The following is a 21,508-nucleotide window of genomic DNA, read 5'->3' as shown; positions in this document are numbered from 1 at the left end:
CAATCATTGTGTTCGGTTCGGGCCTGCATTCGCCGCGGGGGCGCGGTTCCCACTGGAGCGTCGTCCGTCCGGCAAGCTATCCCGGTCGACACTAATGCCCGACGAGTCAATGCGTTAGCGCATCAAGGATTGGTTGTAAGTTAGGAATAAGCCGGTACAATGGCGCCGCTCGCCGCCAGGCGGGTTTTGTTATGGTGGGCCCTGCCGGTCCCCCCGCAACGATCAGCCGTGAACCCGGTCAGGCCCGGAAGGGAGCAGCCGCAGCGGTGACATTGTGTGCCGGGGTGTGGCTGGTAGGGTTCACCTCCATAACGTCTTACCATCCCCCTTTTGTTTGTCGCCCTGGTGCCCTAGGCTCCGGCGAATAGCCGTGCCTGCCATTCGCGCGGCCACCATACTTGTATCCCTTGTCGCCGCACGGTGAGAGCAGGGACGGTGAAATTTTTCAGAGGAGCATCGGGTTTGTCGGTCAGAGCGAGCTGGGACATCTTCTGCGTCGTTGTCGATAACTACGGCGACATCGGTGTGACCTGGCGCCTGGCGCGGCAGCTCGTGGCAGAGCATAAGCAGCGGGTGCGATTGTGGGTGGACGATCTGGATACCTTCGCGCGGCTTTGCCCAGGTACCAGCGCTACGGCTGCTCAACAATGGCATGAGGGCGTCGACGTGCGCCACTGGGCACCGGACTGGCCGGGCGCTGAGCCGGCGGATGTGGTGATCGAGGCCTTCGCCTGCCAACTGCCAGCGGCCTATATCGAGGCGATGGCCCGTAGCGAGCGCCGTATCCTCTGGCTCAATCTGGAATACCTCAGTGCCGAGGACTGGGTGGTGGGCTGCCATGCGTTGCCTTCGATGCAGCCAGATGGCTTGCAGAAGTACTTTTTCTTTCCTGGCTTCGAGCAGGGCACTGGTGGCTTGATTCGCGAAGGCGATCTGCTGGCGCGGCGCGAGGCCTTCCAGCGTGATCCGGCGATGCGCGAAGCCTTTTTGCAGAGCTTCGATCTGAGCGTGCCGCCGGGAGTGCGCACGCTCTCGCTGTTCGCTTACGAAAATCGCGCGGTCGCCGGCTGGCTCGACGCACTGGCCGCCGACTCGCAGCCGTCACTGCTGTTGGTTCCCGAGGGGCGTGTGCTCGGTGACGTGGCGAGCTGGCTGGGCCTGGATGCGCTCAGCGCAGGCGACCGCCATGCCCGTGGCGCGCTGCAGATCGCGGTGCTGCCGTTCATGACCCAGAATCAGTACGACATGCTGCTATGGTGCTGTGACTTCAACGCGGTGCGCGGCGAGGAGTCGTTCATCCGTGCGCAATGGGCGGGTCGGCCGCTGGTCTGGCACATTTATCCGCAGGAGCAGGACACTCACTGGGACAAGCTCAACGCCTTCCTCGAGCTTTACCTGCACGACCTGGACCCCGCGCCGGCGGCTGCGTTGCGGGCCTTCTGGCACGCCTGGAACGCAGGGGAGGGAAGCGCTGCGGCCTGGTCCGCGTTGCTCGAGCACGAGGCTGAGCTGCGCGCGCATGCCGAACGCTGGACCCATAAGCAGGTCGCCAACGGCGATCTGGCTGGAAAGCTGGTGTTTTTTTACACAGATTGGCTATGATACGCGGCCTGTTTTTTGTCTCTAATTCCATTCGGATGTTCGTATGAAAACCGCACAAGAGTTCCGTGCCGGCCAAGTGGCCGTTATCAACGGCGCACCCTGGGTCATCCAGAAAGCCGAGTTCAACAAGTCCGGTCGTAACAGTGCCGTCGTCAAGATGAAGCTGAAGAACCTGCTCAACGGTTCCGCTACCGAGACCGTGTACAAGGCCGATGACAAGCTGGAGCCGGTAATTCTCGAGCGCAAGGAAGTGACCTATTCCTACTTCGCCGACCCGCTCTACGTCTTCATGGACGAAGAGTTCAACCAGTACGAAATCGAAAAAGAAGACCTCGAAGGCGTGATGACCTTCATCGAAGACGGCATGACCGACGTCTGCGAAGCCGTTTTCTACAACGACAAGGTGATCTCGGTTGAACTGCCGACCACCATCGTTCGCGAAATCGTCTACACCGAGCCGTCCGTACGCGGCGACACCTCCGGCAAGGTCATGAAGACCGCCCGCCTGAAGAACGGTGCCGAGCTGCAGGTTTCCGCCTTCTGCGAAATCGGCGACTCGATCGAGATCGACACCCGTACCGGCGAGTACAAGTCCCGTATCAAGGCCTGATCCAGGCTATCGCGGACAACCCGGGCCGATGCCGGGCGACTCGAACACAAACCCCGCTTAGGCGGGGTTTTGTTTTTCTGGGGTCCATGACGGCTGGCACCTCCCGCCCTCGGAGCGTTGACGTCTCAGCCGCCCCAGATCCAGCCAACTAGTAAGTAACAGAGCAAGGTGACCAACACGACGCCGAACAGGTTCAGCACGAAACCCGCTTTGATCATCGCCTGGATGGGCATCTGGCCTGTGCCGAATACGATCGCGTTGGGTGGCGTCGCCACGGGCATCATGAAGGCGCAGCTGGCCGCAACAGCGGCAGGAATCGCGAGCATCTCAGGTGACATTCCCTGTGCAACCGCCAATGCCCCCAGCAAGGGCAGAAAGGCTGCGGCGGTCGCCGTGTTGGAGGTGATTTCCGTGAGAAAGATGATCACCAGCGAGACGAGCCCAATCATCAGAATCAGCGGCAGGGCTCCGGAGGCGCCCAGGTTCCCGGCAATCCATTCGGCCAGGCCTGACGCGCCGATCACGCCGGCCAACGACAGGCCACCACCGAACAGCAGCAACACGCCCCACGGTGCTTTGTTCGCCTGCTCCCAGTCCATGAGAAAGACGCGCTCACGCAAATTCACTGGAATCAGGAACAGTGCCAGCGCGGCCGCGATGGCGATACTGGTGTCGTTCACGCCCTCAACATAGCCAACGAGGAAAGGCTGCAGCATCCAGGCGGCCGCGGCCAGCGCGAAAACCATAGCGACCATCTTCTCCGCGCGAGACATGGGGCCCAGCTCGGCCATTTCCTTTTCCAGGAGATCACGGCTGTCGCCGCCGGCGAGCTTGAAGCCACCGCGCGTCAGCCACCACCAGATGAAAATGAGCATGCCAATGCTCAGCGGCAGCCCCAGCAGCATCCATTGGCCGAAACCGATCTGCACGTCGTAAGTCTCGCGCATGAAGGCTGCCAACAGTGCGTTGGGTGGCGTGCCGATCAGCGTCGCGATGCCGCCGACGCTGGCTGCATAGGCAATTCCCAAGAGCAGGGCGATGGCGAAACGGCTGCCTTCTCTTTCGTCGCTGCCAGTGACCAGCAGGCCGATGACCGACAGGCCGATGGGCAGCATCATGATGCTGGTCGCGGTATTGCTGACCCACATGCTGATGAACGCGGTGGCGATCATGAATCCGGCAATCTGACGGCTGGGCTGGTTGCCCACGGCTAGCAGGGTAGCCAAGGCAATCCGCCGGTGTAGGTTCCAGCGCTGCATGGCCAGGCCGAGCACGAAGCCGCCGAAGAACAGAAAGATAGTCGGGTTGGCATAGGGCGCGGTGGCCTTGGCCAGCGTATCGATACCCAGCAACGGAATCAGCAGGATCGGCAGCAGCGAGGTTGCCGGGATCGGAATCGCCTCGGTGGACCACCAGACCGCCATCAGGCCGGCCAGGCCCATCGTGAGCCAAGCCTCATGCGAAAGCCCGCTCGGAGGCTCGGTCAGAATGCACAACAGCAAAAGAAACGGACCTAGAAACAGACCGATGGAGGCCGCTACGGCGGCGCCCTTGTTCTGTGGTGAATCGGACATGCAAGGTTTCCTCAGTGGGGCGATTCGGCTGCGAGCGCGTAGGAATCGGACCAGAGCGGCGCGAATGTTACAGTCCGTTGTTGATGATTATGCGATTCCGCATCGATAAGCAGTCGTCCATGCTGCGCTGATGCTTAGACCTGTCGTGCAGCCTGAGGTTTGGCGCGGGCCGCGCCAAAGCCCATCGAGAGGGGCTGTCAGCTCGGCCGCACCTGCTTCAGTGTTTCGGCGATCAGGAAAGCCATTTCCAGCGACTGGTCGGCGTTGAGGCGCGGATCGCAATGGGTGTGGTAGCGGTCGGAGAGGCCATCCTCGGTGATCGGGCGCGAACCGCCGATGCACTCGGTGACGTTCTGTCCGGTCATCTCGATGTGAATGCCGCCCGGATAACTGCCTTCGGCGCGGTGTACCTCGAAAAACTGCCGCACTTCGGCCAACACCCGTGCGAAGTCCCGCGTCTTGTAGCCGCTGGAGGCCTTCATGGTGTTGCCGTGCATGGGATCGGAACTCCACAGCACATGCCGGCCTTCGCGCTGCACGGTCTGGATCAGGCGTGGCAGGCCATCCTGGACCTTGTCGGCGCCCATCCGCACGATGAGGTTCAGGCGACCCGGATCGTTCTCCGGATTGAGGATATCGATCAGGCGGATCAGCTCGTCGCTATCCATGCTCGGCCCGACTTTCACGCCGATCGGGTTACCCACGCCGCGGAGAAATTCCACATGGGCGCCGTCCAGCTGTCGCGTCCGGTCGCCGATCCACAGCATGTGGGCCGAGCAGTCGTACCAGCCACCGCTGAGGCTGTCCTGTCGAACGAAGGCCTGCTCGTAGTTCAACAGCAGCGCCTCGTGAGCGGTGAAGAAATTGGTCTCGCGCAACTGAGGTGCGTTGTCCATGCCGCAGGCGCGCATGAATCTCAGCGCCTGATCGATCCGCGCGCCCAGCTGGTGGTACTTCTCGGCCATTTGCGAGTTGGCGATGAAGTCGAGGTTCCACTGATGCACCTGGTGCAGGTCGGCAAAACCGCCCTGCGCGAACGCGCGTAGCAGGTTCAAGCTGGCCGTGGACTGATGATAGGCCTGCAGCAGACGCTCCGGGTCCGGCACGCGGCTTTTCTCATCGAAGCCGATGCCGTTGACGATATCGCCGCGGTAAGCGGGCAGGGTGACGCCGTCGATGGTCTCGTTGCCGGACGAGCGCGGCTTGGCGAACTGCCCGGCCATGCGACCGACCTTGATCACCGGACAGCCCGCAGCAAAGGTCATCACCACCGCCATCTGCAACAGCACCTTGAAGGTGTCGCGGATCTTCGGTGCGGAGAACTCGGCGAAGCTTTCTGCGCAATCGCCGCCCTGCAGCAGGAAGGCACGACCCTGGGTGACCTCGGCAAACTGTCGGCGCAGCTCCCGTGCTTCACCGGCGAAGACCAGCGGCGGCAGGCTCGCCAGGGTGTTTTCTACACGCTGCAGATGCGCCGCATCCGGGTATTCGGGCTGTTGCTGGATGGGTTTGGCTCTCCAGCTGGTGGGGCTCCAGGCGTGGCTCATGGCTGTCGTGTCCGTCCGAAAAAAGTGCGCCGATTTTACCTGATGCGCTCCCTCGGCGCTGATAGCCGTTGCCAATCGGGCTGGGTAAGATGCGCCGACTGGTTTGGAGTGAGCGCAATGGATAAGCAGGAAGTGTTGCTGGCCGAAGTGAAAGATGCCTTCGGCCTGATCCGTGTGCTGGAAGTCGGCGACTACCGTTTCCTCGAGTTTGGCGCGGCCGTTGAGCAAAGCTGTGTTTTCACGCGTGATCCCAGCTGGCTTGAATACGACTACACCCGCGCCATGTTGATGGGGGGCTTGATGCATGCAGCCCCCGAGACGGCGCTATTTCTCGGGCTGGGTGCCGGCACCCTGACGCAGGCGTGCCTGGAGTTCCTACCGCTGGAAGACGTCGAAGCCATCGAGTTGCGTCCGGATGTGCCGGACCTCGCGATGCGCTATCTGGGTTTGCAGGATGATTCGCGGCTGTATGTTCGTATTGGCGACGCGGTGGAACTGCTCGATTCAGCCGAGACGGCCGACCTGATTTTCGTCGATCTCTATACCGATATGGGGCCGGCAGCGGCGCACCTGGCGTGGCGCTTTCTCGAACGCTGCCAACAGAGGCTCAACCCCGACGGTTGGCTGATCATCAACCAATGGGGCACCGATGATGACAAGCCGCTCGGCGCGGCGCTGCTGCGCGGGCTGTTTCATCGGCACTATTGGGAATGCCCGGTGAAGGAGGGCAACGTCGTGCTGTTCGTGCCCGCTGATCTCGACCAAGTCCTCGACATCGCCGCCCTGCGCGAACGCGCCACGGCACTCGCGCCACGCCTGGGCTATTCGCTGGACTCGCTGATAGAGGCACTGCGTCCGGCGAGCTGACGTAAGGCGATTTAAAAGCCAAAAGCTTCGCCCCGGGGGCGGGGCTCCCACAGGGTGGCGCAAAGCGGTGCGCTGGCCTGCTTTTGACATGCCCCATCACCCGCACCCTCTGCTTTTGGTAGGAGCCACGCCCCTGCGGCGAAAGCGGGCTGACTGCCCGTTCAAAAGCCAAAGCTTCGCCCCGGGGGCGGGGCTCCCACAGGGTAGAGCAAAGCGGTGCGCTGACCTGCTTTTGACATGCCCCATCACCCGCACCCTCTGCTTTTAGTAGGAGCCGCGCCCCCGCGGCGAAAGCAGGCTGACTGCCCGCTCAAAAGTCAAAGGCTTCGCCCCGGGTGCGGGGCTCCCACAGGGGCAGGGCAGATCGCGCTGACCTGCTTTTGACATGCCCCATCACCCGCACCCTCTGCTTTTAGTAGGAGCCGCGCCCCCGCGGCGAAAGCAGGCTGGCTGCCCGCTCAAGCCAAAGGCTTCGCCCCGGGGGCGGGGCTCCCACAGGGGCAGTGCAGATCGCGCGGGCCTGCTTTGCCATGCCCATCACCCGCACCCTCTGCTTTTGGTAGGAGCCGCGCCCCCGCGGCGAAAGTGGGCTGGCTGCCCGCTCAAAAGCCAAAGGCTTCGCCCCGGGGCGGGGCTCCCACAGGGTGGCGCAAAGCGGTGCGCAGGCCTGCTTTTGACATGCCCCATCACCCGCACCCTCTGCTTTTAGTAGGAGCCGCGCCCCCGCGGCGAAAGCAGGCTGACTGCCCGCTCAGCCAGAAGCTTCGCCCCGGGGGCGGGGCTCCCACATGGGGCAGGGCAGATCGCGCTGACCTGCTTTTGACATGCCCCATCACCCGCACCTCTGCTTTTGGTAGGAGCCGCGCCCTCGCGGCGAAAGCGGGCTGACTGCCCGCTCAAAAGACAAAAGCGTCGCCCCGGGGGGCGGGGCTTCCACAGGGGCAGGGAAGATCGCGCGGGCCTGCCATCCAAACCTAACTCCGCAGACAAATTACACGCACAGCTTCACAGAATTCCGGTATAGTACGCGCCGGCTGAAACCCAGCCCGCGTTCAGGTACTGCAACACACGAAGCGCTGCTTCGGCTGCTGTCCGCTTCTCGCGGCTGTCCTAGACGATTCATCATTCATTACGTTTTCGCAAACCCCGCCGACCAGGCTGCCAGGGTGACCTTCGGGTTTTGCATGGCATGCGCAGCTTCGGAACATGGGTCTTTGCGGAGCATCAGGAAAAGACCCATGACCCAAGAAATCGGCGGCTTTGCCGCACTCGGTATTCATCCCTCCGTACTCGCTGCCGTAACCGCAGTGGGCTACGAAGAGCCTTCGGCCATCCAGAGCCAGGCTATCCCGGTTATCCTCGGCGGCCACGACATGATCGGCCAGGCCCAGACCGGCACCGGCAAGACCGCGGCGTTCGCACTGCCCATCCTCTCGAAAATCGACCCGGCCAAGCGCGAACCGCAAGCGCTGATCCTGGCGCCGACTCGCGAACTGGCCCTGCAGGTCGCCACTGCATTCGAAACCTACTCCAAGCAAATGCCGGGTGTTGGCGTCGTCGCTGTCTACGGCGGTGCCCCGATGGGCCCGCAGCTCAAGGCCATCCGCCAGGGCGCGCAGATCATCGTCGCCACCCCAGGCCGTCTGGTCGATCACCTGAGCCGCAACAGCGCGCTGCTGTCGACCATCCAGTTCCTGGTGCTCGACGAAGCCGACGAGATGCTCAAGCTGGGCTTCATGGATGACCTCGAAGTGATCTTCGAAGCCATGCCGGAAAGCCGCCAGAGCGTGCTGTTCTCCGCGACCCTGCCGCACTCCATTCGCGCCATTGCCGAAAAGCACCTGCGCGAGCCGCAGCACATCAAGATTGCCGCCAAGACCCAGACCGTCGCTCGTATCGAGCAGGCGCATCTGATGGTCCACGCCGACCAGAAGATTCCCGCGGTGCTGCGTTTGCTGGAAGTCGAAGACTTCGATGCCCTGATCGCCTTCGTGCGTACCAAGCAGGCCACGCTGGATCTGGCCGCCGCGCTGGAAGCCAAGGGTTACAAGGCCGCTGCGCTGAACGGTGACATCGCTCAGAACCAGCGCGAGCGCGTCATCGAATCGCTCAAGGACGGTCGCCTCGATATCGTTGTCGCTACCGACGTCGCCGCCCGTGGTCTCGATGTGGCGCGCATCACTCACGTATTCAACGTGGACATGCCGTACGACCCCGAATCCTATGTGCACCGCATCGGCCGTACCGGTCGTGCGGGTCGCGAAGGGCGTGCGTTGCTGCTGGTCACCCCGCGTGAGCGCCGTATGCTGCAAGTCATCGAGCGCGTCACCAACCAGAAGGTCGCCGAAGCTCGTCTGCCGAATGCGCAGCAAGTCCTGGACGCGCGCATCAAGAAGCTGACCAACAGCCTCTCGCCGCTGGTGGCCGATGCCGAAGCCAGCCATGGTGAGCTGCTCGACAAGCTGGTTGCTGATATCGGCTGCACGCCGCGCGCTCTGGCCGCTGCGCTGCTGCGCAAAGCCACTAATGGCCAGGCGCTGACCCTGGCTGAAGTCGAGAAAGAGCAGCCGTTGGTGCCGACCAGTGGCCCGCGTGAGCGCTCCGATCGTCCAGAGCGCAGTGGTGACCGCGAGCGTCGCGCACCCGTGCCGTTGGCTGAAGGCCGTGCCCGCTGCCGTACACCGCTGGGCGCACGTGATGGCATCGCTGCACGTAACTTGCTCGGCGCCATCCTCAACGAAGGCGGCCTGGCCCGCGAAGCGATCGGCCGCATCCAGGTGCGTGACAGCTTCAGTCTGGTCGAACTGCCGGAAGAGGGGCTCGAGCGCCTGCTCGGCAAACTCAAGGACACCCGCGTCGGCGGCAAGCAGCTCAAGCTGCGTCGCTATCGCGAGGATTGATCGTCTTTGCGTTGAATAAAAAGGGTGAGCTTATGCTCACCCTTTTTTGTTTCCTAAAGCGGTATTCGCCCCGAGGTCGGGGCTCCCACAGACCCACCCTCAGCCGCGTGCTTTTGTAGGAGCCGCGCCCCGCGGCGAAAGCAGGTCGGGGCTTGCCCCATCAATTCACCCCTGCCATTCCAACTCCTCACCGCACCGCTCCTGTAGGAGCCGCGACCCCGCGGCGAAGCAGGCCGCAGGGATGCCAATAATCTCAACCTACAACCAAACCGCATCCCAATGCGGATAGTCACCAATCTGATCTACCAGCCCCGCCCTCAGCGGGTTCGCGACGATGTATCGCGCTGCCGACTTCAGATCATCCCCGGTACGTAGCGCTCGGTCATGAAAGCCTGCCTGCCAGATAGATTGCCCAATCTGCCTGGCTGAGATCGATTTGACCCGCCCAACGAGCTGAGGCAGCGTGCCTTGGTCTAACTGGACCAGCCAGTGAAGATGATCAGGCATTACGACAAACGCCCATGTCCTGCTGGTACCCCTTGCTTCATCGGATTGCATGGTACGAATCAACGCTCGTGCCGCGGCCATGTCACGAAACACCGGTTGTCGATCCTGAGCGACAGTGGTGACCAGATAGATCTGGCCCTGGGCAGACCAGCGGCCTTTACGAAGTCGGCTCGATGCAGAATAAGCGTCCATGCTCTTTCGTCCTTTGCTCGCTATTTATGCAGCTTAGCGTCGATGCGTACCGTCGTTAGCGATCCGTTCCTCACCATCCGACATCGCTCAATCGTGAAAACGCTTCGCCCCGAGGTCGGGGCTCCCACAACCAAACCCCACCCCGCCCGCTTGTGGGAGCCGCGACCCCGCGGCGAATGCAGGTCAAAGACCTGCCCAGCCCCCCGCCAACCTTCACCCCAAGCCCCAGCCCTTTCCAAAACCCAAACCCCTTGACTCCATGTAGGAGCCGCGCCCCCGCGGCGAATGCAGGCCAAAGGCCTGCCCAGCAAACCACCAACCGTCACCCCAAGCCCCAGCCCTTTCCAAACCCAAACCCCACCACGCCATGTAGGAGCCGCGACCCCGCGGCGAATGCTGGCCAAAGGCCTGCCCAGCCCCCGCCAACCTTCACCCCAAGCCCCAGCCCTTTCCAAAACCCAAACCCCTTGACTCCATGTGGGAGCCGCGCCCCCGCGGCGAATGCAGGCCAAAGGCCTGCCCAGCAAACCACCAACCTTCACCCCAAGCCCCAGCCCTTTCCAAAACCCAAACCCCTTGACTCCATGTAGGAGCCGCGCCCCCGCGGCGAATGCAGGCCAAAGGCCTGCCCAGCCCCCCACCACTCTTCACCCCAAGCCCCAGCCCTTTCCAAAACCCAAACCCCTTGACTCCATGTGGGAGCCGCGACCCCGCGGCGAATGCGGGCCAAAGGCCTGCCCAGCAAACCACCAACCTCCACCCCAAGCCCCAGCTCTCTCCAAGAATCCAAACCCACCACATCATGTGGGAGCCGCGACCCCGCGGCGAATGCGAGCCAAAGGCCTGCTCAGCGACCCACCAACCTGCACCCCGAGCCCCAGCCTCCAAAAAACCTGACCCAAACGTCCAGGCTGTTCAAACTCTGAACAACATGCTACAAACGATCGCAACCCAAATGATCTAGCCGCTTGAAAACGAAGGAAAAACCATGACCAAGTCGGAGTTGATCGAACGTATCGTCACCCATCAAGGCCTTCTTTCGTCCAAGGATGTCGAGCTGGCCATCAAGACCATGCTCGAGCAAATGGCTCAGGCGCTCGCCACCGGTGACCGCATCGAGATCCGCGGTTTCGGCAGTTTTTCTCTCCATTACCGCGCACCGCGCGTAGGCCGCAACCCCAAAACCGGCCAATCCGTCCCGCTCGACGGCAAGTTCGTTCCGCATTTCAAGCCGGGCAAGGAGCTGCGGGATCGGGTTAACGAAGACGAGTAACTCGCTATCTGGCCTGCCATCGTTGGCAGAGTCGAGAGATCAAAAGCTGTTAAAAATCATCAGCTCACCTGAACTTGTGGTCTGCAATATGGACTAATCCCGGTTCGCTTATTGGCAATGAAGCGCATCCATAACAAGGAACTGGGGAAGACCGTGCAGCACCAAACCTCTACACCCGAAGAAATAGATCTCGTCGAGCTGTTTCGCGCGCTATGGCAGCAAAAGCTGCTTATTGTCGGTGTGACGCTAATCGTCGCGCTCATCGCTGCAGCCTACGCATTCCTTGCGACGCCCTACTACGAAACCAAGACTTACCTGCGACCCGTCCCGCACAGCAGCCTCGATCAACTCAACGAGACCGGCCTCTACAAGCTCAGTCCGGAGGAGGCGATCAACCGGGTGGCGAGCGGTCTTTCGTCCTACGACAACCGGTTGGAGTTTTTCCTGAGCCATCAGGAGCTTTTTCAGAATATTCCCAAGCAAGGTGATTCACTTGAGCAGACCTTCGCCGAATTCAATGAAAAAGCCTTCGAAATGCTATTCCCGGACCCCAAGCGCACCGATAACCGCAGTGCGTTCGTAGGCCTTAAGCTCACCTATCCGAAAGGGATGGAAGGAGCCTCGGTTGTAAATGAATTCGTTGCCTACGTACTGGAACTGGAGCGTCGCGAAATCGCCGAGGATCTGGATAGCCTGATCGGCAACCGATTGGCCAGTCTGGAGACGAACATGGAGGCGCAGCGCGCGAACTACAACGCCTCCAAGGAAGCGAAGATCGCCACGCTCCTCGAAGAAAGCGCCCTCAAGCGTGCCCAGCTACAGGACGAACTCAAGGCATTGCGCGAGGAGTTGAAAACGCGCCGCACCAACCGTATCCAGGAGCTGAGCGAGGCCATTTCCATTGCCGAGTCGCTAGGGATCCGTACACCAACGACGCCGTCAGCCATGGCTGAGGCCCCCCGCGGTGGCGCGCAGGTCATTCGGACTGAGGTGACCAATCAGGAAATGCCGTTGTATTTCATGGGCACCGAAGCGTTGATGGCTGAGCGGGACGCGCTGGCCAACCGCAAATCCGACGACTTTATTGAGCCTCGTATCGCTGAAATCCAGTCAGAGCTGGCGATGCTGGAAAACAATCGAGAAGTGGAAATCCTGAAAGAACGCGAAAGTGAGGATCTCTACCTCACCAACCTGGCAGAACTGCGAGAAGAAGCCGCTCGTTTGAAGGCTATCAAGCTCGATACCGAGCGTCTGCGGTTGGTGCGGCTCGATCAGCCGGCGTTGCAATCGAACAATGCTGTTAAACCCAAGAAGGCGATGATCTTGGCTCTTGGACTCGTACTGGGTGCAATGCTCGGCGTCTTTATCGCGCTGATTCGCAGTCTGGTAAACCGCAGCTCCGATCCACAGCCGATTTACCGATAGCCAAAGCCAATCCCTGGGCCGGGTGCTCTTCTGTTGGGAGTGCGCCCTCGCGGCGAATGCGGCTTACCTGACCCATCCAAGCTTCGCTCCAAGGCGGGCCTCGCTTACATACCGACAGCCCGCACCAACCGTCTTTGTAGGAGCCGCGCCCCCGCGGCGAATACAGGCTGCAGGCCTGCCGCCCTAAAGCTTCGCGCCGAGGCTGGCCCTCTGCGCCTACCCGCAGTCCGTACGAATCCGCATTGCGAAAGGCGCGCCCCGCAGCGAATGCAGCTTTCAAGAACAGCTCGATCTGGCAAGGGGAGCCGCTGGTCGGGTGTGGCATTTGACAGCACGTCTATCTCAGTCGCTCCGCTTGTTTTTTGTGCACTAGGTGGCAAAATAGCGGCCCGCAAAAATGGTGACGGAACTTTTCGCTTTTTTTGTGGTAGCCGACCCCGGCGCCGCATTCAGCTGCGCTCCAACACGAGATGGAATTCGACGTGAACGCTGTAGCCTCTCCCGAAGCTCTCACTCCGGTGAGCTCTAACGAAATTGATTTATTGCAACTTTTCAGCGTGCTATGGAAGCAAAAAACGCTAATCGTTGCGGTCACTGTTTTCGCCGGCCTTATCGGAATTGCCTACGCGTTGCTCGCTACGCCTTATTACACCGTGCAAAGCGTGCTGCGTCCTGCTGCGATCAAGGATCTCGATGAGCTCAACCATCTGGGCATCTATAAGTTGTCACCCAAGCAAGCATTGACACAGGTGGCCGCAGCACTGGATTCCTATGAAAACCGCCTGAGTTTCTTCCGTGACAACCAGCCGCTTTTCGCTGAGCTTGCTCAGCCAGGTCGGAGTCTCGAGCAAACGTTTGAAACCTTCAATGATGAAGCCTTCAAGCTCGTACAGCCCGACCCAAAAAAAGCCGAGAGCACAACCCCTTTCGTAGGTATCCAGCTGACCTATCCGGAAGGCATCAATGGCGTGCAAGTGGTCAATGGGTTCGTTCAGTACTCGCTCGATAGCGTGCGCAAGCAGATCGCTGCGGACCTCGACACCCTGATCGGCAACCGCCTGAGCCAGCTGGAAAAGAACATGGCCGCCGCCCGCGCCAACTACGAGGCGAGCAAAGAGATCAAGATTGCCAAGCTCAGCGAGGCAGACGCGCTCAAACGCGCTCAGTTGAACGATGAGCTTTCCGCGCTGCGTCAGCAATTGAAGACTCGCCGTGATAACCGCATCAACCAGCTCAACGAAGCGATTCGTATCGCCAGCTCGCTGGGCATCACCAAGCCCACCACACCGTCATCGCTTGGCGCCGCCGAGATTACCAGTCAGGGCAGCGTCATCCGTACCGAAGTGAACAACCAGCAGATTCCGCTGTACTTCATGGGTAGCGATGCGCTGGAGGCAGAGCGCAAGGCGCTGCTGGCTCGTCGCTCCGACGATTTCACCGAGCCGCGCATCGCACAGATTGCCCGGGAGCTCAAGCTGCTGGAGCACAACCGTCAGATCGAAACGCTGAACAGTCGCGAAAACGAAGACCTTTTCCTCAAAGACCTCGCTGGCTGGCGCGAAGAAGCTGCGCGTCTGCGAGCCCTTCATCTCGACACCAATGCACTCGAACTGGTCTCCGTGGACCAGAGTGCGGTAGCGCCAACCCGGCCGATCAAGCCTAAAAAGGTGCTGATCGTCGCGCTGGCCCTCGTGCTCGGTGGCATGCTCGGACTGTTCATTGCCTTGGTGCGTAACCTGCGCCGCCCAGCTGTACAGATCTGACCGCCCATCCGTCGGCTGGTGGTAGCCAGCCGACGAGCGTCCAACTCGTATAGAATCGCGTTTCATTTTCCATGCGGACTCGTGGCTAGTTTGTCACGAGTGTTTTACGTATTAGTTAAGGGAATAACCGTGCAGTATCCGATCATTGAACATCACGGAGCCAAGGATGGCGTGACGGGCTCCTGCCATCAGCTTCGTATGAACGTCTCGGCCAGCGTGCTGATCGATTGCGGGTTGTTCCAGGGCAACGATGCTTCATTGCCCGGCGGATCGGAGGCGGACCGACTGTCCATCGAGTTTCCACTCGATACGGCCAGGGCGCTGATCGTCACCCATGTTCACATCGATCACGTCGGCCGGATTCCCTATCTCCTTGCGGCGGGCTTCGACGGCCCCATCCTGTGCAGCGAGCCTTCGGCGAAGCTGCTGCCTGTCGTCCTGGAAGATGCCTTCAAGGTTGGCATCAGCCGTGACCAGGCGCAGGTCGAGCGCTACATCGAGCAGGTCGAGAAACGCATCATCGCGTTGCCTTACCAGCACTGGTTCACCCTGCTCGAAACTGAAGACTTGATCGCGCGCGTTCGCTTGCAGCGAGCTGGCCACATCCTCGGCTCCGCTTATGTCGAGTTCGACCTGAACTACCTGCGCCGGAACGAGAGCAAACGCATCGTGTTCTCCGGCGACCTGGGTGCACCGCACGCACCCTTCCTGATGCCGCCGCAGCCGCCCGAACGCGCCGATATCCTCGTGTTGGAAAGCACTTACGGCGACCGTCTTCACGAAGACCGCAGCACCCGCCGCCAGCGCCTCGAAGCCGTTATCGCACAGGCTCTGGAAGACCCAGGCACCGTGCTCATTCCAGCTTTCAGCATCGGCCGCACCCAGGAACTGCTCTACGAACTGGAAGACATCATTCAGAGCAAACAAAGAACAGCCGCAGATCAGGCCCCTCTGCCTGCTGAGGAAAGGACTGACGTGAGGCGAAGGGCCGGCGACGAAGCCCCGGCCAGCTCCGATATGCCCCATCTCCCCTCCGGGGAGAGGGCTGGGGTGAGGGGAGCAGAGCCCAGCGATAACACCAAGCCCCACACGGAACCAAACTGGCCCGAACTCCCCATTATCCTCGACTCACCGCTCGCGAGCCGCTTCACCGACGCCTACCGGGCGCTGCAGCCCTATTGGAACCAAGAGGCGCGTGAACGTGTCGAATCCGGGCGCCGCCCGTTGGCCTTCGAGCAACTCATTACCATCAATAGCCACGGTGATCATCAGCGCATCGTGAATCATCTGACCCAGACTGCACGCCCAGCCATCGTTATTGCCGGTGGCGGCATGTGCAGCGGCGGTCGCATCGTCAATTACCTAAAGGCCATGCTAGGGGATAAACGGCATAACGTTTTGTTTGTCGGCTACCAGGCCAAGGGCACGCCCGGGCATGAGATTCAAACCTACGGACCCAAGGGTGGTTATGTGTATCTGGACGGTGAACGCATTGACGTGCGCGCAGGCATCGCCATTATCGGCGGCTACTCGGCGCATGCGGATCAGAAGGGGTTGGTAGAATTCGTGACCGGAATGCAGGAGTGGCCGGGGGAGATTCGAGTGGTGCATGGGGAGGAGGGAGCGAAGCGAGAATTGTCCGCTCAACTCTGCGCACTATATGCAAATAAGGGCAAGGATGTGTACGTCACTGCCTGATCATATTTATACGGAGCAACAGCGTGCTGAGCCATAGGGCAATAGAGCGCTGGGTTCAAATTCTAACGTTCAGATGGATTTATTATGGTTAGCTTGCAAGAAGTGAAACTCGCCGTCATTGGCTTGGGATATGTCGGCCTACCGCTTGCCGTTGAATTTGGGAAACGTCGTGCTGTGGTTGGGTTCGACATTAACAACCCTCGAATCGAAGCTTTACAGGCAGGCCATGACGCTACCCTCGAAGTAAGCGATGTCGAACTCAAGCAAGCTGAGATGCTCACTTATACCGCTAAGCTCGAAGATCTTAAAGATTGCAATGTATTTATTGTCACAGTCCCCACACCGATAGACGAGCATAAGCAGCCTGATCTCACGCCTTTGATCAAAGCTTCCGAGAGCATCGGAAAAATATTGAAAAAGGGCGATATCGTAATCTACGAGTCCACCGTATATCCGGGAGCCACCGAGGAAGATTGTGTGCCAGTCTTGGAAAAAATTTCCGGGCTGCAGTTCAACGTGGATTTCTTCGCGGGCTACAGTCCGGAGCGAATCAATCCAGGTGATAAAGAACATCGCGTTACGACCATCAAGAAGGTCACGTCCGGATCTACCCCTGAAGTCGCTGGCCTGGTTGATGATCTTTACAACCAGATCATCACGGCCGGGACCCATAAGGCAACCAGCATTAAGGTCGCCGAGGCTGCTAAGGTCATTGAAAATACCCAGCGCGATCTAAACATCGCGCTGATCAACGAGCTTGCAATCATCTTCAACAAGATGGGAATCGACACCGAGGCAGTACTCCAAGCAGCTGGAACGAAATGGAACTTCCTGCCTTTCCGCCCTGGTTTGGTCGGAGGTCATTGCATCGGAGTTGATCCTTATTATTTGACTCATAAAGCTCAGAGCATTGGTTATCATCCTGAAATTATCCTTGCAGGCCGCCGATTAAACGACGGTATGGGTGCTTACGTTGTGTCGCAGCTGGTTAAAGCGATGCTTAAACGACGAATCCATGTCGATGGGGCGCGCGTCCTGGTACTCGGCCTAGCATTTAAGGAGAACTGTCCCGATCTGCGCAACACGCGTGTTGTGGATATTATCGGCGAGCTAGCTGAATACAATATCGGCGTGAATGTCTACGACCCTTGGGTCAGCGGTACGGAAGCTCAGCATGAATATGGAATCACACCGATATCCGAACCGGCAATTAACGCCTACGACGGTATCGTGCTTGCGGTAGCACACAATGAGTTTCGTGATTTGGGTGTCGAGAATATACGCCAGTACGGAAAGGCTGAGCACGTTCTATATGACCTTAAATATGTGCTGAACGCCGAAGAATCCGACCTGCGTTTGTAATGTCCAGATGGCTAACCCGGTCGCGGGAATTAATCGAATGCATGTCCTGCTTGATGCATCAGTATAATTAATGAATAAGTGAATGCTATGACCCGATACGAATCATTACTGAACGAATTGCCGTTAAGTCCTAAAACGTGGCTTATAACTGGTGTGGCGGGCTTCATTGGCTCAAATTTGTTGGAAACTTTGCTCCGACTCGATCAGTATGTTGTTGGCTTGGATAATTTTTCCACCGGCCACCAGCGCAATTTAGAAGAAGTCAAAAGTTCGGTGAGCGCTGAGCAATGGGCGCGGTTCAGATTCAACGAGGGCGATATCAGAAACCTAGACGTTTGCCACAGGGTCTGCGCTGGGATTGATTATGTCTTGCACCAAGCTGCCCTTGGTTCCGTACCCCGCTCAATTAACGATCCGATAACCACGAACAGCACTAACATAGATGGATTTCTTAATATGCTGGTAGCCGCTCGTGACGCTCAGGTGAAGAGCTTCACTTATGCCGCCAGCAGTTCGACCTATGGGGACCATCCGGGGTTGCCAAAAGTTGAAGATGTGATCGGAAAGCCACTTTCCCCGTATGCTGTGACCAAGTACGTCAACGAACTATACGCTGATGTTTTTGCCCGTACTTACGGTTTTAATACTGTAGGTTTGCGCTATTTCAATGTCTTCGGAAAGCGCCAAGATCCCAGCGGGGCTTACGCCGCGGTAATACCCAAGTGGATTTCAGCAATGATTCGAGGGGAGCATGTCTATATAAATGGCGACGGCACAACTAGTCGAGATTTTTGCTTTATAGAAAACACAGTTCAAGCCAATCTGCTCGCGGCGACCTCCATAGAAAAGTGCTCCTTGAACCAAGTTTACAATGTTGCCGTGAATGCACGCACTAGCCTGAACGAATTGTTTCATTTGCTTAAAGATGAACTAGATGAAAGGGGCATGACTGTTACGCAGCGGCAGCCTTTTTATCGTGATTTTCGTGAAGGGGATGTGCGCCACTCGCAAGCGGATATTAATAAAGTAAAGAACCTTTTAGGTTATGTGCCATGTTACGACGTAAAAATTGGAATAAGTTCAGCTATGCCATGGTATTTGGGGTTTTTAGGTGCTAAATAAAATTATCCTTAGATGCTCAATGATCAAAAAAAAGACGGGGCGGTTATATTCGTACTTTTGCTATTATATATTTGGTGGGGTTAGCTCAGCGCGTGCAGCCGGTGTAAAGGTCGGAGAAAGGTGCCGTATTTACATAAAAGATTTCGGCAGCGAACCATTTTTAATCTCCATTGGGGACAACGTTACTATTACTGCGGGAGTAAAGCTAATCACCCACGATGGTTCGTTGAGTCTAGTAAGAGACGCTCAGGGTAGACGATTTTATTATGCGCCTATACAAATAGGTGATGATGTTTTTATCGGCGTAAATTCAATAATTCTTCCTGGAGTAACTATCGGTCGTGAGGTGGTTGTTGCCGCTGGTTCTGTAGTTACAAAAGACATACCCTCTGGCGTGGTTGTTGCGGGTGCGCCAGCTAAAGAAATAATGAGCTTCTCTTCATGGAGGGAAAGTAAGCTTCGCTTCCCATCCGAATGTTCTTTGCAGGAGTTTGATGCTGGAGAATACATCGAAAAAGTTAGGGCGGCTATAGCTCAACAGAAATAACGAAGCGTACCAGGAGTGTCTTCGCTAATAAATAGAAAATGCTTAATATAAATATATTGGCTGGCCAAACGTGCCGGGCCATGAGAGGGATTGTAATTGCTGCTCCGAATTATTATCGGTATAGCTAGTAAATCTTTGGGATTATTTGCTCAGCTAATAATCGCTGCCTTTATATTTCATTACTATGGCGCGGCGGAAGCAGGCATATTTGGAGTGCTGCAGGGCGTGACGACTGTGTTGCTCATGTCCTTATCAATGGCGATGCCACGGTTGGTTGCAGTAAAGCATAGATATTTTTCATATACCTGTTTCGTTGGCTTGACGTTTGTTGCAACAATTCTTTCGGCGTTTTTTTATTCCCTGATTGTTTATCATTTCATTGAGTGTGACTTATTTGTTGCGACTTTAATTTTTCTGATTAAAGCATGCGACTGCATGTCTGAAGTTAATGCAGTTGTGTATAGGCGTCGGAACTTAGATGCGCGTTTTGCTACAGCGCAACTGGCTCGTCTAGTCTGGGTCTTGTGCATGGCTGGCGTGTCATATTTATATCTACTGACGGTCGCCTCTTTTCTCCTAATGGTTCTGTTTGGTTATGTTGCTATATTGTTAGCAGATTTTAAATATCTGAAATTGTCCTTGAGTCGGTTTTCTCTCTATGGATCGGTGCGGACCTATGGTCGGCTATTAAAAGGGGCTTACCCTAACGTCTATGGGGCGTTTATCTCAACTGCAATAACTACTAGTCCGCGCTATGTGGCTTTATGGTGGTTTGGGGTCGAGCTTTCTGGGTTGTATTATATGGCCTCATATGTGTATTTGATTGTTACCATGCTGTGGTCAATTATAATACAGCTTACGATTGTATCTACGAAGGATCTTATTAAAAGTTGGCGCCTGATTGAGCGGCGAATATATATCGGGATGCTGGCCTTTTACATCGTCATGTTCGTTATACTATTAACCGCCGGCGACTGGATGGTGAGGCTTTTGTTTGCGGATAAAGCCAATAATGGCGTTCTGGACATTTCTCTTTGGCTTGTGGCTGCATCAATCCCGCTTGTCGTTAGAGATCTCAATGGGTATCGAATGATTAAGTTAGGTCTTTTGGCTGGCTACAATCTTTCTTCTGTCGTAGGTCTTGTGTTTTTTTGGCTGAGTTGGTGGCTTATTTCTAGCAAGGCTGTATTCGTGGATATAGGTATGGTCTTATTTGCTGCAAATTTGGTCTCTTTGCTGCCTATCATATTCCTTTCGACTAGAGGGCTGAGGAAGTGATTTCGGCTTCTTTTTTATTTTTCTTCATTTCTGCTATTTCTGTTGTTCTCTGGGTTATATGTAGAAAGAGAGTTTTCGATATACTCAGTATCTATTGCGCCTTTCTGTTTCTATTTTCAATTTCATCTGTTTTTGGGTTGGTTTACGATCCTTTTTTTCACGTATATAAAAGGGTTGATTCTTCGGTATGGATAGTTCACGGGATTTCTTTTTCTTCTTTAGGAATTCTAATATTGTGTAAGGATTATTTTGCTGTTCGTAGACGCCCGATCCCTGTTTTACCCTCTAGCTTGCCTGGAGCCTTATTTTTAATCCTATGCTTGCTTCTATCTACGTCTATCCTTGTCACCAAAGCCCCTGGGATGATTTCAGCGCGTAGCAAAGTCGAGATGCTGGAGACCGCAGGAATAGAAATGGTTCTGCTTTCGTCGCTCTTGCCCGTTGCTTTTGCTTATGCACTTGCTACACGACGCTACGTTTTCGCGGCTGTAGCTTTATCGATCATCTTATTCCTTTTCGTTGTCGGTACTCGTAGGCCTCTTGTCTTGGCGGTTTTAGTTTTGTGCGCGGTTTTGTATTTTGGAAAAACAATTTCCTTAATTTCTAAATGGAAAGCTATATCTATAGGTGTTGTTTTTTCCGTTTTAGTAATGGCCGGAAAGACGTTTTATGGGGCTGTTATGGCCGGAGGACTTGCTGCGGTCCCTGCTTGGCTGGATGATTTCGACTTAGAGACACTGATGAAAGGTGCGGAGTTTCTGAATACCTCCGCCATATTGCAAGAGGTGATTGTTACCGATTTCAATATTCCTTGCTGGGTTCCTCTAGCCGGGTTGTTAAGTTTTCTTCCCGTGCCGCTGTCTCAGTATGGGTTAAGTTCTTCTTTGTTTAATGATCTTTTTCAACCGGAGCTTTTTCCCTCTATTAAGTATGGGATGGCATATAATCCTTGGGCAGAGGCATTTTCCGCTTGGGGGTGGGCTGGTATTCTTGTATATTCCATATTTCTTCCTGGGATAATGGTGGCATTTGAAGGTGTTTATCATCGATATAGGCAAAGTCCAGTTGGTGCTATTTTTTTGGTAATGAGTTTATTAGGCGCGTTCTGGATGCATCGTAACTCGATGGGGTCCCTTTTTGCTTATTTTAGGAATGCATTTTATCCTAGCTTTATTATATACTTTATATCTTTGCTTTTGTTTGCCTTGTGTGCGGTTTTTATGGGTCGTAAGTTTCGGTAG

At 56.9% G+C, this 21,508-nt stretch carries 16 protein-coding genes and 1 other RNA gene; 14 read left to right on the top strand and 3 right to left on the bottom strand.

Annotated elements, in window-relative coordinates; genetic code table 11:
* Positions 1-202 precede the first annotated feature (202 nt).
* From ffs to efp, 3 genes are all read left to right on the top strand, one after another.
* An RNA gene (gene ffs / locus KVO92_RS05485) (signal recognition particle sRNA small type) lies at positions 203-299 on the top strand.
* Positions 300-462: 163 nt separating this feature from the next.
* Positions 463-1,602 carry an elongation factor P maturation arginine rhamnosyltransferase EarP gene (gene earP / locus KVO92_RS05480; protein ID WP_217474620.1) on the top strand — a complete coding sequence of 380 codons (1,140 nt, stop codon included), beginning with the start codon at positions 463-465 and terminating at the stop codon, positions 1,600-1,602.
* A gap of 43 nt (positions 1,603-1,645) precedes the next feature.
* Positions 1,646-2,212: an elongation factor P gene (gene efp / locus KVO92_RS05475; RefSeq protein ID WP_212619908.1), complete on the top strand. Its 567-nt coding sequence runs from the start codon at positions 1,646-1,648 to the stop codon at positions 2,210-2,212.
* A 125-nt stretch (positions 2,213-2,337) separates the two neighbouring features.
* Here the strand turns inward: efp and KVO92_RS05470 are convergent, their stop codons facing one another.
* Positions 2,338-3,786, bottom strand: a complete 1,449-nt coding sequence (locus tag KVO92_RS05470; RefSeq protein WP_217474619.1) for an SLC13 family permease — start codon at positions 3,784-3,786, stop codon at positions 2,338-2,340.
* Positions 3,787-3,983: 197 nt separating this feature from the next.
* The gene (locus KVO92_RS05465) at positions 3,984-5,333 is read right to left on the bottom strand and encodes a class II 3-deoxy-7-phosphoheptulonate synthase (RefSeq protein WP_217474618.1); all 1,350 of its coding nucleotides are present in this window, start codon (positions 5,331-5,333) and stop codon (positions 3,984-3,986) included.
* A gap of 117 nt (positions 5,334-5,450) precedes the next feature.
* On the opposite strand from KVO92_RS05465, the gene KVO92_RS05460 reads away from it, so the two are divergent.
* The gene (locus KVO92_RS05460) at positions 5,451-6,200 is read left to right on the top strand and encodes a spermidine synthase (RefSeq protein ID WP_217474617.1); all 750 of its coding nucleotides are present in this window, start codon (positions 5,451-5,453) and stop codon (positions 6,198-6,200) included.
* Between the two features lie 1,238 nt (positions 6,201-7,438).
* A complete protein-coding gene (locus KVO92_RS05455) occupies positions 7,439-9,100 on the top strand; it encodes a DEAD/DEAH box helicase (RefSeq protein ID WP_217474616.1) in 1,662 nt (553 codons plus the stop codon).
* Between the two features lie 258 nt (positions 9,101-9,358).
* Here the strand turns inward: KVO92_RS05455 and KVO92_RS05450 are convergent, their stop codons facing one another.
* Positions 9,359-9,799: an REP-associated tyrosine transposase gene (locus tag KVO92_RS05450; protein ID WP_217474615.1), complete on the bottom strand. Its 441-nt coding sequence runs from the start codon at positions 9,797-9,799 to the stop codon at positions 9,359-9,361.
* Positions 9,800-10,787: 988 nt separating this feature from the next.
* On the opposite strand from KVO92_RS05450, the gene ihfB reads away from it, so the two are divergent.
* The 9 genes from ihfB to KVO92_RS05405 all read left to right on the top strand — a co-directional run bounded on the left by ihfB (position 10,788) and on the right by KVO92_RS05405 (position 21,508).
* Positions 10,788-11,072, top strand: coding sequence for an integration host factor subunit beta (gene ihfB, locus KVO92_RS05445; RefSeq protein ID WP_217474614.1), 285 nt, complete (start codon positions 10,788-10,790; stop codon positions 11,070-11,072).
* Positions 11,073-11,189: 117 nt separating this feature from the next.
* Positions 11,190-12,497: a Wzz/FepE/Etk N-terminal domain-containing protein gene (locus KVO92_RS05440; RefSeq protein WP_217474613.1), complete on the top strand. Its 1,308-nt coding sequence runs from the start codon at positions 11,190-11,192 to the stop codon at positions 12,495-12,497.
* Positions 12,498-12,979: 482 nt separating this feature from the next.
* Complete coding sequence (locus KVO92_RS05435; protein ID WP_217474612.1) at positions 12,980-14,260, top strand: Wzz/FepE/Etk N-terminal domain-containing protein; 1,281 nt, start codon at positions 12,980-12,982, stop codon at positions 14,258-14,260.
* Positions 14,261-14,389: 129 nt separating this feature from the next.
* Positions 14,390-15,958, top strand: a complete 1,569-nt coding sequence (locus KVO92_RS05430) for an MBL fold metallo-hydrolase (RefSeq protein ID WP_336512604.1) — start codon at positions 14,390-14,392, stop codon at positions 15,956-15,958.
* Between the two features lie 84 nt (positions 15,959-16,042).
* The gene (gene tviB, locus KVO92_RS05425; protein ID WP_217474611.1) at positions 16,043-17,320 is read left to right on the top strand and encodes a Vi polysaccharide biosynthesis UDP-N-acetylglucosamine C-6 dehydrogenase TviB; all 1,278 of its coding nucleotides are present in this window, start codon (positions 16,043-16,045) and stop codon (positions 17,318-17,320) included.
* Between the two features lie 87 nt (positions 17,321-17,407).
* Positions 17,408-18,442 (top strand): NAD-dependent epimerase/dehydratase family protein, encoded by a 1,035-nt coding sequence (locus KVO92_RS05420; protein WP_217474610.1) that lies wholly within the window; start codon positions 17,408-17,410, stop codon positions 18,440-18,442.
* 19 nt (positions 18,443-18,461) lie between these two features.
* The gene (locus KVO92_RS22760) at positions 18,462-18,989 is read left to right on the top strand and encodes an acyltransferase (protein ID WP_217474609.1); all 528 of its coding nucleotides are present in this window, start codon (positions 18,462-18,464) and stop codon (positions 18,987-18,989) included.
* 96 nt (positions 18,990-19,085) lie between these two features.
* Positions 19,086-20,267 carry a hypothetical protein gene (locus KVO92_RS05410; protein ID WP_217474608.1) on the top strand — a complete coding sequence of 394 codons (1,182 nt, stop codon included), beginning with the start codon at positions 19,086-19,088 and terminating at the stop codon, positions 20,265-20,267.
* A 413-nt stretch (positions 20,268-20,680) separates the two neighbouring features.
* Positions 20,681-21,508 carry a hypothetical protein gene (locus KVO92_RS05405; protein ID WP_217474607.1) on the top strand — a complete coding sequence of 276 codons (828 nt, stop codon included), beginning with the start codon at positions 20,681-20,683 and terminating at the stop codon, positions 21,506-21,508.

The sequence above is a fragment of the Stutzerimonas stutzeri genome (assembly GCF_019090095.1).
Taxonomy (GTDB): domain Bacteria; phylum Pseudomonadota; class Gammaproteobacteria; order Pseudomonadales; family Pseudomonadaceae; genus Stutzerimonas; species Stutzerimonas stutzeri_AN.
The sequence above is the reverse complement of the archived record's forward strand: the minus strand, read 5'-3'. Positions and strand labels throughout refer to the sequence as shown.

Excerpts from the sequence above, each read along its gene's own strand:
- efp (WP_212619908.1), top strand. The coding sequence starts at position 1,646 with ATGAAAACCGCACAAGAGTTCCGTGCCGGCCAAGTGGCCGTTATCAAC.
- KVO92_RS05470 (WP_217474619.1), bottom strand. The coding sequence starts at position 3,786 with ATGTCCGATTCACCACAGAACAAGGGCGCCGCCGTAGCGGCCTCCATC.
- KVO92_RS05465 (WP_217474618.1), bottom strand. The coding sequence starts at position 5,333 with ATGAGCCACGCCTGGAGCCCCACCAGCTGGAGAGCCAAACCCATCCAG.
- KVO92_RS05460 (WP_217474617.1), top strand. The coding sequence starts at position 5,451 with ATGGATAAGCAGGAAGTGTTGCTGGCCGAAGTGAAAGATGCCTTCGGC.
- KVO92_RS05455 (WP_217474616.1), top strand. The coding sequence starts at position 7,439 with ATGACCCAAGAAATCGGCGGCTTTGCCGCACTCGGTATTCATCCCTCC.
- KVO92_RS05450 (WP_217474615.1), bottom strand. The coding sequence starts at position 9,799 with ATGGACGCTTATTCTGCATCGAGCCGACTTCGTAAAGGCCGCTGGTCT.
- ihfB (WP_217474614.1), top strand. The coding sequence starts at position 10,788 with ATGACCAAGTCGGAGTTGATCGAACGTATCGTCACCCATCAAGGCCTT.
- KVO92_RS05440 (WP_217474613.1), top strand. The coding sequence starts at position 11,190 with ATGAAGCGCATCCATAACAAGGAACTGGGGAAGACCGTGCAGCACCAA.
- tviB (WP_217474611.1), top strand. The coding sequence starts at position 16,043 with ATGGTTAGCTTGCAAGAAGTGAAACTCGCCGTCATTGGCTTGGGATAT.
- KVO92_RS05420 (WP_217474610.1), top strand. The coding sequence starts at position 17,408 with ATGACCCGATACGAATCATTACTGAACGAATTGCCGTTAAGTCCTAAA.
- KVO92_RS22760 (WP_217474609.1), top strand. The coding sequence starts at position 18,462 with ATGATCAAAAAAAAGACGGGGCGGTTATATTCGTACTTTTGCTATTAT.
- KVO92_RS05405 (WP_217474607.1), top strand. The coding sequence starts at position 20,681 with ATGGTTCTGCTTTCGTCGCTCTTGCCCGTTGCTTTTGCTTATGCACTT.